Here is a 12808-nt window from a genome sequence, read left to right as displayed (position 1 = left end):
TGCGTCCTCCGAAGACGGTCCTGCGGTGCGGGTGGCACCTACCGGTCCGTACGAAACGAGTGGTGGACGCAAGATGTCAGAAGCGTGCCCCGATATGGAAGTACCTTTTGCAGCTAGACGGTTCAACTGATCTTGGCTGGAAATCGACTCTCGCCCGAGGTGTTGGGGCCGGCCGGGCTGGGCACCGTGGGGGCGAGCCCTGCCCGGCCGGTTCGCGGGGCGTTCCCGTCAGACGGGTACGCCGTCCTTGGCGCCGCCCGGCTGTGCGGGTACGGCCGCTTCCTGGTCGTGCCCGTCGTCGGTGAGCGTGCTCTCGTCGAACGGCAGTCGTCCCGCGAGGACTTCGGTCGCCCGGACCCGGTCGAACTCCTTGGTCCAGGTGCCGATCAGTACGGTGGCGATCGCGTTGCCCGCGAAGTTCGTCAGGGCCCTCGCCTCGCTCATGAACCGGTCGATGCCCACGATCAGGCCGACGCCGTCGACGAGTTCCGGCCGGTGCGACTGGAGTCCTCCGGCCAGCGTGGCCAGACCCGCGCCCGTCACCCCGGCCGCACCCTTCGAAGCGATGATCATGAACAGCAGCAGGGAGACCTGCTCGCCCAGCGCCAGGGGCGTGCCCATCGCCTCCGCGACGAAGAGCGAGGACATCGTCAGATAGATCGCGGTCCCGTCCAGGTTGAACGAATAGCCCGTCGGCACCGTGATGCCCACCACCGGCCGCGAGACGCCCACGTGTTCCATCTTCGCGATCAGCCGGGGCAGCGCCGACTCCGAGGAGGAGGTGGACAGGATCAGCAGGAACTCCCGGCCCAGGTAGCGCAGCAGGGCGAAGACGCTGATCCCCGTACACAGCCGCAACAGCGTGCCCAGGACCACGAAGACGAAGAGGAGGCAGGTGGTGTAGAAGCCGATCATGATGACCGCGAGGGACTTCAGCGCGTCCATTCCGGTCGCCCCGACCACCGCCGCGATCGCGCCGAACGCACCCACCGGCGCCGCCCACATGATCATCGCGAGCACCCGGAAGACCAGCTTCTGCACGTGCCCGATCCCGCGCAGCACCGGTTCGCCCGCCGCGCCCATGGCCTGGAGCGCGAACCCGCAGAGCAGCGCCACCAGCAGCGTCTGCAGCACCTCGCCCCCGGTGAAGGCCGACACCAGCGTGGTCGGGATGATCCCCAGCAGGAACTCGGGCGTGCTCTCGCCGCCGCCCGCCTTGGCCTGGGCCTCGCCGGCGCTCCGGGCCGCCTCGGTCAGGTGCAGCCCGCTGCCCGGCTCCAGCAGGTTGCCCACGAGCAGCCCGATGGCCAGCGCCACCGTGGACATCACCATGAAGTAGCCGAGTGCCAGTCCGCCGACCGCGCCGACCTTGGCGGCCTTGCGCACCGAACCGATGCCCAGCACGATCGTGCAGAAGATGACCGGCGAGATCATCATCTTGATGAGGTTGACGAACCCGGTGCCCAGCGGCTTGAGCTCCACGGCGGTGCCGGGGGCGGCGAACCCGACGGCGATGCCGAGCAGCACCGCGCCGATCACCGCGATGTACAGATAATGCGTCTTGTCGCGCCTGGCGGCCACGATGCCTCCTGGTAGTGCCCTTCGCCTCCCTGATGGCGAAGGCGTCCGGAGAGACCATGGCCCGCCGCTGTGACACCGGTCACCCTTGCGTTCATAGAGTTCACGCCCCGGTGCACACTGATCGCCATGTTCCGCTTCCCCCGGCCGCCGCGCAGCCTCGCAGGTCAGCTCTTCGCCATGCAGGTGGTGCTGGTCGCCGTGGTCGTCGCCGGTTGCACCGTCTTCGCGTACGCGGCCGCCCGGGACCAGGCGGAGGAAGCCGCCCGGCGCCAGACCGGGGCGGTGGCCCGTGCGGTCGCCGCCTCCCCGTCGGTGCGGGACGCGGCGCAGCAGGCCCTGCGGGAAACCGGGCGCGGGGCCGGTGACCCCGGCGGACCCACCGCGGCCCTGCAGCCCTACGCGGAGCGGGTCCGGGTCGAGGCGGGCGTGGACTTCGTGACGATCATGGCTCCGGACGGGCGGCGCTGGACCCACCCCGACCCGATGCGCATCGGCGAACCCTTCCTCGGCAACACCGCCCCCGCGCTGCGGGGCGAGACCTTCAGCGAGACCTACACCGGCACCCTCGGCCCCTCCATCCGCGTGGTCACCCCGATCACCGGCGACGGCCGGGTCATCGGCATGGTCTCCGCCGGCATCACCGTCCGCGCGGTCAGCGCCCGCCTGGCCGAGCGGCTCTCCGCCGTCGCCTGGGTGGCCGGCGGGGCCCTCGCCCTCGGCGGGGCGGGCACCTACGTCATCAACGCCCGGCTGCGCCGCCACACCCACGGGATGAACGCGGCCGAGCTGAGCCGGATGTACGACTACCACCAGGCGGCCCTGCACGGGGTCCGCGAAGGCCTGCTGATGCTCGACGGCCGGCGCAGGATCACCCTCGTCAACGACGCGGGCCGCGAACTCCTCGGCCTGCGCGGGAAGATCAAGGGGACCGCGGTCGCCGACCTCGGGCTGCCCGCCCCGCTCACCGGGGCACTGCTCTCCGACCGGCCCCGGGTGGACGAGGTCCACCTGACCGTGGACCGGGTGCTCGTGCTCAACAGCGCGCCCGTCGCCGGCGGCGGCCGCCGGGGCACCGTCGTCACCTTGCGCGACCACACCGAACTGCTCTCGCTGACCGGGGAACTGGACCAGGAGCGCGGATTCACCCGGGCACTGCGGGCGCAGGCCCACGAGGCGGCCAACCGGCTGCACACCGTGGTCTCGCTCATCGAACTCGGCCGCAGCCCGGAGGCGGTGGACTTCGCCACCGCCGAACTGTCCCTGGCCCAGGCCCTGACCGACGAGGTGATCGCCGCCGTCGGCGAGCCCGTGCTCGTCGCCCTGCTGCTCGGCAAGGCCGCCCAGGCCCACGAACGGGGGGTCGAGCTGGTCGTCACCCCGGACAGCGAAGCCATCGGCTCCGGGTCCGGCGGCCCGCCCGCCCGGGACCTCGTCACCGTCCTCGGGAACCTCGTCGACAACGCCGTCGACGCCCTCACCGGCGTACCCGGCGGCCGGATCTCCGTCACCGTCCGCCCCGACGGCCCGGCCGGCCCCCACGGGCAGGGCCTGCTGCTCAGCGTCGCCGACAACGGCCCCGGACTTCCCGAGGGGGCGGACGTGTTCCGGCGCGGCTGGTCGGGCAAGGGTGAGGGGCGGGGTCTGGGCCTCGCGCTGGTGCGGCAGGTGGCGCACCGGCACGGCGGCAGCGCGGACGCGGACCAACTGCCGGACGGTGGCGCGCGGTTCACCGTACGGCTGCCGGCGCGCAGGGAGGTGGACGCATGAGCACACCCGAGGTGCGGGTCCTCGTCGTCGAGGACGACCCGGTGGCCGCCGACGCGCACGCGCTGTACGTCGGGCGGGTGCCCGGCTTCACCGCCGTCGCGGCGGTCCACTCGCTCGCCGAGGCCACCCGCGTCCTGGAACGGACCCGGATCGACTTGCTGCTGCTCGACCTGACCCTGCCCGACGGCCACGGGCTGCGCTTCGCGCGCGGCCTGCGGGCCGCGGGCCACCCCGCCGACGTGATCGTGGTGACCTCGGCACGGGACCTGGGGGTCGTCCGCGAGAGCGTTTCGCTCGGGGTGGTGCAGTACGTACTGAAGCCCTTCGCCTTCCCCACCCTGCGCGAACGGCTCCTGCGCTACGCGGAGTTCCGCGACACCGCGGCGGGCGAGGCGGCCGGCCAGGACGACGTGGACCGCGCGATGGCGGCCCTGCGCTCACCCCGGCCGGCCGAACTCCCCAAGGGGATCGGCGGCCCGACCCTGGACCGGGTCGCCGCGCTGCTGCGGGCTGCCCCCGAGGGGCTGACCGCGGGCGGGACGGCCGAGGCGGCCGGAATCTCCCGGATCACCGCCCGCCGGTACCTGGAGCACCTGGTGGACACCGGCCGCGCGGACCGCACCCCCCGGTACGGCCAGGTCGGCCGCCCCGAACTGCACTACCGCTGGCTGGCGGCGGCCCCGGCCGGGGCGGGGACCGGCTCGGTGTCGAACGTGTAGAACTTCCGGTGGTCCAGCATGTCGGCCGGGGTCACGTCGTTCCACGGCCGCATGGTGTCGTTCAGGTCCACGACGTTCGGGGTGCCGGCGGCGGGCAGGTACGGCGACTGCGGGTGCAGCGCCTGCCAGTCGGCCCACAGCTTGTCGATGAAGGCGTGGTGCATCCAGAACACCGGGTCGTTGGGGGAGACCCCGGTGGCCATCTGGCCGCCCACCCACACGTGCACCCGGTTGTGCAGGTTGGCCCCGCGCCAGCCCTCGAGGTGGTTGCGGAAACCGCCGGAGGAGCTGTTCCAGGGAGCCGCGTCGTAGACCGGCATCGCGAGGACGGAGTCCACCTCGGCCCTGGTGGGCAGCTGGGCCACGCCGGTGCCGAGCGCGCGCCGCAGGTAGGAGCGGCCGTCCACCCGTACGGCTATCTCCCACTTGCCCGTCGCGAACGCGAAGGGTCCGTCGAGGACCTGCCCGTCGCGCGCCCGCCCGGTGCCGCCGAGGAAGTCGGCGGCCCAGAGGGAGGAGCGGGCGGTCCGGTCGGCCGTCCAGTCCCAGTACGGAAGGGCCACCGCCGGATCGACCGCTTGTAGTGCCGCCTCGAACTCCAGCAGAAACCGGCGGTGCCAGGGCAGGAAGGAGGGGGAGCGGTGGCCCACCCGGTCGCCCGAGTCGGTGTCGCCCATGATGAAGCCGTTGTGCGTGGTGACGAAGCGGTCGTAGCGGCCGGTCCGCTTCAGCTCGAGGAGCGCCGCGACGAACGCCCGCTTCTCCTCGGGGGTGAGCGAGGCCTGGTTCTTGCGGATGGTCATCGCATGCCGCCCATCGGGACGAGGGAGGCGCCCTGGAGTTCGCGCACGGCGGCGCGGGCGAGCGGGAGCGGGCCGGAGAAGGTCTCGTAGTGGTTGACGACGCTGATCCAACTGCCGTCGGCGTTGCGCATCACGTGCAGTTCGCGGCCGTCTATGAGGACGGTCGGCTGGCCGGGGGACTGGTGGCCGCCGTGGTGGCCGCCGTGGTGGCCGCCGTGGTCGTCCCCGCCGCCCGAGGCGGGGAGTATCCGTATGCGGCGGCCCTGGTAGACCTCGTCGACGGTGCCCGCGGGGGTGGCGGGTGCGGCGGGACGGGATCGGGTGACGGCCGCATGCGCGGTGGCGCCGGCGAGGCCGATGGCGGTGAGTGCGCCGGCAGTGGTGCCTAAGGCCTGTCGGCGGGTGATCTTGTTCATGGCCCGAAGAGGTATCAGGGCGCGGAGAACAGGGGGCCGCTATCCGGACATGCGCGGATAAGTTGCCGGTCGAACCAGTTGGATGATCTTCCCGTCCGGACTGGCTCCAGCGGCCCGGACGGGAAGACCTGTGTGAAAAAGCTTAACTGACGGGAAATCCTGCGGCGCTGCGGGGTGGGTATGGGAGGGATCACACCGCAGAGTCGGCCGGAAGCCGCAGCTGGAACCGCCCTCCGGGGCCCGGTCCGGCGCTCAGCGTGCCGCCGTGCGCCGAGGCGATGTCCCGCGCGATGGCCAGCCCGAGCCCGGTCCCGCCCGCGTCCCGGCTGCGCGAGGCGTCGAGCCGGGTGAAGCGGGTGAAGATCCGCTCCCGGTCGGCCTCGGGGACCCCGGCGCCGTCGTCGCGGACCTCCAGGAGGACCCCGGCGGGTCCGCCGGACTCGCCGGGCCTGCAGGGCCTGCCGGACTCGCTGGACCTGCCGGACCCGCCGGGCTCGGCGGTGACGGTCACCGTGACGGCCTCGCGGGCGTGCCGCTGGGCGTTGTCCAGGAGGTTGTCCAGCACCCGGGCCAACTGCCCCCGGTTGCCGCGGACCTGGGCCGGTCCGGCCGTCTCCGCCGACACCGACACCGACACCGGCACCCGCCCTTCGGGGCGCCGGGCCGCGGTGTCCCGTACGAGCTCGCGGAGATCGAGGGGGGTCCGCTCGGGCGACTGGCCCGCGTCGAGGCGGGCCAGCACCAGCAGGTCGTCCGCGAGCTGCTGTACCCGGATCACGTCGTCCAGCAGCTCTCCGCCGTGCAGGAGCCGCGGATGGGCGATCCCCACCTCCACGTGGGCGCGCAGCGCGGCGATGGGATTGCGCAGCTCGTGCGAGGCGTCGGCGACGAACCGGCGCTGACGGTCCATGGACTCCTCCAGCCGGTCCAGGGTGGAGTTCACCGTCCGGGAGAGCCGGGCGACCTCGTCGCGCGAGGCCGGGACCGGCACCCGGCGGCCCAGGTCCCGCTCGGTGATCTCCGCGACCTCGGTGCGGATCGCCTCCACCGGACGCAGTGCCCGGCCGGTGGAGCGCCAGGTGACGGCGGCCACGAGGAGGAGCAGCAGCGGGATGCCGGGGACCATGGAGCGCAGGATCAGGTCCTGGGTGTACCGGGCGGTCTCCAGGCTGGTGCCGGCGTACACGGTGGCTCCCGCCCCGTCGGCGGTCGCCGCCCGGACGGCGACGAGCCGGAAGGGGTGGGGCCGGGGATCGGGGCGCAGTGCCAGGTCCAGGCTGCGCGCGGCCGAGTCGCGGCCGTCGGCGGGCTCGAGGGAGGCCACGGGGCCGCGTCCGGCCAGGTTGTGGCTCGCGGCGAGGATCCGGCCGTCGTCGGTGACCACTTGGAGCAGGCTGTCCTCGCCCTCGGGTACGGCGAGGCGGTCGATGAGCCGCCCCGATCCGGTCACCCCGGCGACGGCCTCGGCACGGGTCAGCGCGGTGCGCTCGGCGGAGCCGACCAGTCCGTGGCGGATCACGCCCAGCAGGCCCGCGCAGGCGGCGAGCAGTGCGACGGTGACGATGGCGACGGCGCCGAGGGTGGTCCTGACGCGGACCGGGCCGAGCGGGAGCCGCACCCCGGGGAGCCGGGGCCGCGATCGCGGCGGGAGGCGCTTCACGGGGTCGCGGCGGGCTGCGGAACGAGCCGGTAGCCGATCCCGCGGGCGGTGTGCAGCAGCGGTTGGGCGGTGTCCCCGAAGGGGCCCTGGAGCTTGCGGCGCAACGCGCTCACGTGCACCTCCACCACGTTCGGATCGCTGTCGGCCGGCAGGTCCCAGACCTCCTCCAGCAGCGCGCCCTTGGAGACGGCGACCCCCGGCCGCCGCGCGAGCACCGCGAGGAGGTCGAATTCCTTGGCGGTGAGCGGGATCTCGGCCCCGGCCCGCGTGCACCGCTTGCTCCCGGGCTCCAGTACGAGGTCGCCCGCCTCCACGACGGCCGGCCGGGCGGCGCCCCCGCGGCGCAGCAGGGCGCGCAGGCGGGCCTGGAGCACCAGATAGGAAAAGGGCTTCGTGAGGTAGTCGTCGGCGCCGGTGTCGAGGCCCTCGGCCTCGTCGTACTCGCTGTCCCTGGCGGTCAGCATCAGGATCGGGGTCCAGAGCCCGGCGGCCCGTACGGTCCGGCACACCCGGTGTCCGTCGAGGCCCGGCAGCATCACGTCGAGGACGATCGCGTCGTAGGCGTCGGTGAGGGCGAGCCGCAGGCCCTCGTGCCCGTCGTGGGCCACGTCGACCCGGAGCCCCTCGGCCTCGAATCCGCGGCGCAGGACGGAGGTCAGGGAGACCTCGTCCTCGACGATCAATATGCTGCTCATTGTCCGGATCCTACCCATTGGTGGTGGATGCTCTCAGCGGCGGGCGTGCTGCGACCAGTCGTAGTGGTCCTGACCGAGGTTGCCGGAGCGGTCGCGGATCTCCTGCTCGGAGGCCCTGCCGTCACGGCTGTTGCTGTCGCCGGCGCTGCCGTCCTCGCGGTCCCCTTCCTCCTGTTCCTCCTGGTGGCGGGTCACCTCGCCCGTCTTCGCGTCGACGTCGATCTCGTGCCGGACCGGGCCGTCGCTGACCTCGATCCGCCACAGCGGCCCGGCCTCGGTGCCCTGGATGGACAGCTCGGAGACGAAGCCCGCGCCCGCCTTCGCCACGGCGCTGCGGACTGCGTCCTCGCGGTCCACGCTCGCGGCGGCCGGCTTGGCGAGCGGGATCTCCAGGTGCTGGCGGGCGCGTTCGGGCATCCGGTCGGCCCGGTTGGCCAGCAGCGCGCCGGTGGCCGCGTCCACCGTGAGGTTGTGCACGCGCGGCCCGGCGGTCACGGCGTCGATCTCCCAGACCTGGGTGCCGTCCTCGGTCTCCAGCTCCACGTCCGTGATCCGGCCGCCGGGCACCGACTTCTCGGCGGTCGCCATGGCCTGGATGCGGGAGGTCTTCGGGCCGCCCTGTTCCGCCGGGGCCCGCTCCGGGGCCGCCGCGGGGGACTCGGAGTCGGTGTGGGAGCCGGTGGAGGAGCCGGCGGCCGCGGCCGGGGCCGCGTTGCCGGCGGCGCGGGCCTTGTCCACGCCGGGGTCGGAGCCCGAGCCGCCGCACGCGGTGAGCGAGAGGGTGAGGGTGAGCGCCCCGGCCGCGAGGGTGGCGGCCGGCAGGCGGCGCCGGCGGGCGGAGGCCGGGGTCTTCGCGGTGGCGGTCGTGCGGACGTTCATGGGGCCCTCCCGAGCGGCTGTCTCACTGCCTGTGTCACCGGCTGGCGACGACTCCACTCTCGGGGCCCCTCCTGAACCCTCCCTGAAGCATCCTGAAGTCGACTTCAGGATGATCTGTCCGGTTCTATCCCGTTATAGTCCCGATATGGCTCTCCATGAGACGAAGGACCTGCGTGCCCGCGACGCCGAGACGGACGTGTTCGCGTCCACCCTCAGCGGCGAGATCCTCCCCAAGTACCGGATGCCCGAAGACCACTCGCCCTCCGAGGTGGTCTACCAGCTCCTCCACAACGAGCTGCTCCTCGACGGCAACGCCGCCCAGAACCTGGCCACCTTCTGCACCACCTGGTCGGACGACGGGGTCCACCGGCTGATGAACGAGTGCCTCGACAAGAACATGATCGACAAGGACGAGTACCCGCAGACGGCCGAGATCGAGGCCCGCTGCGTCAACATCCTGGCCGACCTGTGGAACGCCCCCGCCGGCTCCACCGGCACCGGCTGCTCCACCACCGGCTCCAGCGAGGCCGCCATGCTCGGCGGCCTCGCCCTCAAGTGGCGCTGGCGCGAGCGCCGCCGCGCCGCCGGACTGCCCACCGACAGGCCGAACCTGGTGTGCGGGCCGGTGCAGGTCTGCTGGGAGAAGTTCGCCCGCTACTTCGACGTCGAGCTCCGCCAGCTCCCCCTGCTGCCCGGAGCCACCGGCCTGCGCCCCGAACAGCTCGCCGCGAACGTCGACGAGAACACCATCGGCGTCGTCGCCATCCTCGGCGTCACCTACACCTGCGTCTACGAGCCCGTCGCCGAGATCTCCGCCGAACTCGACCGGATCCAGACCGAGCACGGCTGGGACGTGCCGATCCACGTGGACGCCGCCAGCGGCGGCTTCGTGGCCCCCTTCCTCCACCCCGACGTGGTCTGGGACTTCCGGCTGCCGCGCGTGGCCTCCGTCAACACCTCCGGGCACAAGTACGGCCTCGCCCCGCTGGGCGTCGGCTGGATCGTCTGGCGCACGGCCGATCTGCTCCCGGCCGACCTCGTCTTCTCCGTGGACTACCTCGGCGGGGACATGCCCACCTTCGCCCTCAACTTCTCCCGGCCGGGCGGCGAGATCATCGCCCAGTACTACCTGTTCCTGCGCCTGGGCCGGGGCGGCTACCGCCGGGTCCAGCAGGCCTGCGCCGACACCGCCCAGTACCTGGCCCGCGAGATCGAGACCATCGGCCCCTTCACCCTCCTCTACGACGGCCAGGGCGCACTGCCCGCCGTCTCCTACCGGCTCACCGACCCGGAGGGCGCGGGATTCACCCTCTACGACCTCTCCGACCGGCTCCGGATGCGCGGCTGGCAGGTGCCCTCGTACCCGCTGCCCGCCGAGCGCGACGACACGGTCATCCAACGGGTCCTGATCCGGCACGGGGTGACCCGGGACCAGATCGCGCTGCTCGTCTCCGACCTGCGCCTCGCCGTGGAACACCTCGTCGCGCACCCGCAGCCCGTGCCCGCGGCCCCGCCCCGGTCCGGCTTCCACCACTGACACCCGCAGGGAAGGGCCCGGCCTGGCGCCCGCCGAGAAGGGCCCGGCCCCCTGGCACCCGCCGGGAGGGGCCCGGCCCCCTGGCACGGGAGGGGCCCGGCCCCCCGGCACCCGCCGGGAGGGCCCGGCCCTCAGGGCGCCGGCCAGCGCATCCCCAGCTCCGTCAGCGCGGCCGTCCGCTCCGGGGTGAGGGTCGCGGCGCGGGAGCGCTGGTTGGCGATCCAGGAGCCGAGGCGCAGGTCCCGGTCGCCGACCCGCTCCACGTGCGTACGGGGCACCCGCAGGTGCCGCTCGCGGTCGTGGAAGCGCCGGGCCGCCTCCAAGTGCGCCGCCCACGCGTCCGCGTGGGCGACCCGGGGCCTCGGCCGGTCCGCGCCCTCGGCCGGGGTCACCCCGAGGGTGTGCTCCAGCAGCCAGCGCTGGGCCCAGGCGAGGCGCTCCCAGGAGGTGCGCTGGCCGCGCAGCCACACCCCGAGGTCCTCGCCCTGGACGACGGCCTCCCCGGGACGCGCCGGGAGCCGGCCGCCCGCGTCCAGGTGGACCCGGGTCAGGTGGAAGCACCGCTGCCAGGAGATGTCCCAGGCCGGACACCAGGACGCGTCGATGGCCTCCAGGGCCTCCCGGCGCTCCTCGGACAGGGCTCCGGGGCCCTCCCGGCGGGCCGCCGCGCGTTGGTTCTTGACCCAGACCCCGACCGGGGCGCCGCGCCAGGTGGCGTCCACCGGAGGCAGCAGGTGGCCGTTCTCGGCGGCCCAGCCGCTCGCCGCGGCGAGTCCCTCCTCGAAGGCCACGTCGAAGTGGCTCCACACCATGCCCAGTTCGTCGAGCTGCTCCACCCGCCGCCGGCCGAGCGCCCCGCGGCGGTACGTGCGCCGGGCATCGGCGATCCACTGGCCGAGCGGGAACCGGGCCAGCCCCGGCGGCCACGGGGCCCCGGGACCGGGGGCCTCGCCGTCCGCCGCGCCCGCCTCCTGGGCGCCACCGGCCGAGGGCACCTTGAACGCGAACGGCACCTTGAGGTCCCCGGCGATCCCGGCGTAGATCCGGGCGGCCTCCACCCCGCGCCGCCAGTGCTCGTGCTCCGGGTGCAGGACGCGCAGCCGGACGAAGGCCGCCAGCAGCGCCGGGTCGCGGGGCGTGGAGAAGCTCAGCAGGGCCTGCGCGCCTCCCCGCAGCCCGGAGCCGCCCACGGACTCCGCGCCGCCCGCGCCCGGTGCCCCGCGCCGGCTCGGGGCCTGGGGCTGCGCCAGGGACTCGACGAGCCGGGTGTCGTGGGCCCGTAGCGCCTCCAGCAGCCGCGCGAGGTCCCCGTACGCCCGTGAGGTCAGCATCGTCTCGGGGGACTCGCCGGGCCCCAGCAGCACCGGCACCACGAGGGAGGCGACCTTGCCCTCCCCGGGCCGGATGCGCAGCGCCCGGCCGACGGCCTGCACCAGGTCGGGCATGGAACCCCGTACGTCGGCCCAGAAGACCGAGTCGCACTCCTTGGTGTCCACGCCCTCGCCCAGCACCCGGACGCTGCCCAGGAAGGCCTTGTCCGCGACCCGGTCGTCCGCGAAGGCGCCCAGTACCCGCCGTCGGTGCGCCACCGTGTGCTGTCCGCACAGCCAGTCCGCCCAGACCGTACGGGGGTACACCGGCCGGGGGGCCCAGCTCGTGGCGCGCAGCCGGGCGGCGACCGCGGGCAGCCCGGCCGCGAAGGCCTCGGCCTCCTTGGTCAGGTGGTGGAAGACGAGGGTGCGCCGGAACCCCTGCCGCACGGCGGCCGTCACCAGCGCCGTCTGGAGCGCCGCGAGCCGCACCCCGCGCACGGCGTCGGAGCGTCCGTCCGGCCCGAGGAGCACGGCCGCCTGGAACTCCGGATCGCTGACGTCCACGCAGACCACCCGGTAGGGCGCGCAGATGCCCCGGTCGACGGCCTCCGAGAGGGTGAGGGTGTAGCAGCGCGCGCCGAACGGGCCGTCCGGATCGTCCTCCATGGAGGCCACCAGGTCGCCCCGGCCGCGTCCGCCTTCCGGCAGCCGGCGGGGGCCTTCAGTGCCTTCGGCGGGCTCGGAATCCTCGGCGGATCCGGAATCCTCGGCGGACTGCCAGACCCGGGGCGTGGCCGTCATGTAGAGCCGGCGGACCGAGGGGATCCGCAGGTTGTCGTGCACCACCGCCCAGGGCTTGCCGATCCGCCCCGAGGTCCGGTGCGCCTCGTCGACCACGATCAGGTCCCAGCCGGGCAGCCCCTCGCGGTGCGCGCGTTCGATGGTGCCGAGACCCAGCGAGGCGTACGTGGCGTAGACCGTGACCCGGTCGACGGGCGGGCCCGCCCAGTCGGCCAGTTCGGCCGGGTCGGTGGTGGTGGGCATCCCCGCGTCCTCGCCGCGCAGCGAGCAGACGGCGAAGGCGCGGCCGGTCCGGCCGCCCTCCCGCCAGGCCGTCGCGGTCTGCACGAGCAGGTCCAGGGAGGGCACCAGGACCAGGACCCGGCCGGCCCGCAGTTCCGCGGCCGTGTGCACGGCGACCAGCGACTTGCCGGAGCCCGTTGCCATGATCACCTGCGTACGGAGCCCGGTCCGTGGGACCCTGCGCCCGGCGGGCAGTTCCAGCGCCCGCACGGCGGCGTCGACGGCCTCGCGCTGGTGCGGACGGAGTTTCTGCCTGCTGATGCGCCCCACCTCCACCGTGATCTGCCGGTTTGCTTCCAGCCCCTATCTTGCCCCCATTTTGAATCAATGAGGGGAGATCGTACCGATGGGCGCG

General features: G+C 73.8%; 10 protein-coding genes. 3 read left to right on the top strand and 7 right to left on the bottom strand.

Translation table 11 applies throughout. From position 1 onward, the window contains the following. Positions 1 to 228: 228 nt before the first annotated feature. On the bottom strand, positions 229 to 1581 hold the full coding sequence (locus ACODT5_RS18885) for a cation:dicarboxylate symporter family transporter (protein WP_422520478.1): 1353 nt from the start codon (positions 1579 to 1581) through the stop codon (positions 229 to 231). A 126-nt stretch (positions 1582 to 1707) separates the two neighbouring features. Here ACODT5_RS18885 and ACODT5_RS18880 point away from each other — a divergent pair, with 126 nt between their 5' ends. Next, positions 1708 to 3348 carry a sensor histidine kinase gene (locus ACODT5_RS18880; RefSeq protein ID WP_422520477.1) on the top strand — a complete coding sequence of 547 codons (1641 nt, stop codon included), beginning with the start codon at positions 1708 to 1710 and terminating at the stop codon, positions 3346 to 3348. Then, positions 3345 to 4067, top strand: a complete 723-nt coding sequence (locus ACODT5_RS18875; RefSeq protein ID WP_422520476.1) for a response regulator — start codon at positions 3345 to 3347, stop codon at positions 4065 to 4067. The genes ACODT5_RS18880 and ACODT5_RS18875 overlap by 4 nt, the downstream gene beginning before the upstream one ends. Here the strand turns inward: ACODT5_RS18875 and melC2 are convergent. The 5 genes from melC2 to ACODT5_RS18850 form a co-directional block, all read right to left on the bottom strand. Beyond that, entirely contained in the window at positions 4007 to 4870 is an 864-nt protein-coding gene (gene melC2, locus ACODT5_RS18870; RefSeq protein WP_422520475.1) for a tyrosinase MelC2, read from the bottom strand. The two genes, ACODT5_RS18875 and melC2, sit on opposite strands and share 61 nt — an antisense overlap. Continuing rightward, positions 4867 to 5286 carry an apotyrosinase chaperone MelC1 gene (gene melC1, locus ACODT5_RS18865; protein WP_422520474.1) on the bottom strand — a complete coding sequence of 140 codons (420 nt, stop codon included), beginning with the start codon at positions 5284 to 5286 and terminating at the stop codon, positions 4867 to 4869. Before melC1 ends, melC2 begins: the two co-directional genes overlap by 4 nt. A 190-nt stretch (positions 5287 to 5476) precedes the next feature. Next, positions 5477 to 6904, bottom strand: coding sequence for a sensor histidine kinase (locus ACODT5_RS18860; RefSeq protein WP_422520473.1), 1428 nt, complete (start codon positions 6902 to 6904; stop codon positions 5477 to 5479). Between the two features lie 38 nt (positions 6905 to 6942). Next, positions 6943 to 7641, bottom strand: coding sequence for a response regulator transcription factor (locus ACODT5_RS18855; RefSeq protein WP_422520472.1), 699 nt, complete (start codon positions 7639 to 7641; stop codon positions 6943 to 6945). A 33-nt stretch (positions 7642 to 7674) separates the two neighbouring features. Further along, positions 7675 to 8520: a PepSY domain-containing protein gene (locus ACODT5_RS18850; RefSeq protein ID WP_422520471.1), complete on the bottom strand. Its 846-nt coding sequence runs from the start codon at positions 8518 to 8520 to the stop codon at positions 7675 to 7677. Positions 8521 to 8665: 145 nt separating this feature from the next. Here ACODT5_RS18850 and gad point away from each other — a divergent pair, with 145 nt between their 5' ends. Beyond that, positions 8666 to 10057 (top strand): glutamate decarboxylase, encoded by a 1392-nt coding sequence (gad, locus tag ACODT5_RS18845; RefSeq protein WP_422520470.1) that lies wholly within the window; start codon positions 8666 to 8668, stop codon positions 10055 to 10057. 131 nt (positions 10058 to 10188) lie between these two features. Here gad and ACODT5_RS18840 read toward each other — a convergent pair whose 3' ends face one another. Continuing rightward, the gene (locus tag ACODT5_RS18840; RefSeq protein ID WP_422520469.1) at positions 10189 to 12723 is read right to left on the bottom strand and encodes a DEAD/DEAH box helicase; all 2535 of its coding nucleotides are present in this window, start codon (positions 12721 to 12723) and stop codon (positions 10189 to 10191) included. Positions 12724 to 12808 lie beyond the last annotated feature (85 nt).

Source organism: Streptomyces tatrensis (genome assembly GCF_049310065.1).
Classification (GTDB): Bacteria; Actinomycetota; Actinomycetes; order Streptomycetales; family Streptomycetaceae; genus Streptomyces.
The sequence above is the reverse complement of the archived record's forward strand: the minus strand, read 5'-3'. Positions and strand labels throughout refer to the sequence as shown.

Bases quoted from the DNA above. Each gene is read 5' to 3' on its own strand.
- ACODT5_RS18855 (WP_422520472.1), bottom strand. From the start codon at position 7,641: ATGAGCAGCATATTGATCGTCGAGGACGAGGTCTCCCTGACCTCCGTC.
- melC1 (WP_422520474.1), bottom strand. From the start codon at position 5,286: ATGAACAAGATCACCCGCCGACAGGCCTTAGGCACCACTGCCGGCGCA.
- ACODT5_RS18880 (WP_422520477.1), top strand. From the start codon at position 1,708: ATGTTCCGCTTCCCCCGGCCGCCGCGCAGCCTCGCAGGTCAGCTCTTC.
- melC2 (WP_422520475.1), bottom strand. From the start codon at position 4,870: ATGACCATCCGCAAGAACCAGGCCTCGCTCACCCCCGAGGAGAAGCGG.
- ACODT5_RS18850 (WP_422520471.1), bottom strand. From the start codon at position 8,520: ATGAACGTCCGCACGACCGCCACCGCGAAGACCCCGGCCTCCGCCCGC.
- ACODT5_RS18875 (WP_422520476.1), top strand. From the start codon at position 3,345: ATGAGCACACCCGAGGTGCGGGTCCTCGTCGTCGAGGACGACCCGGTG.
- gad (WP_422520470.1), top strand. From the start codon at position 8,666: ATGGCTCTCCATGAGACGAAGGACCTGCGTGCCCGCGACGCCGAGACG.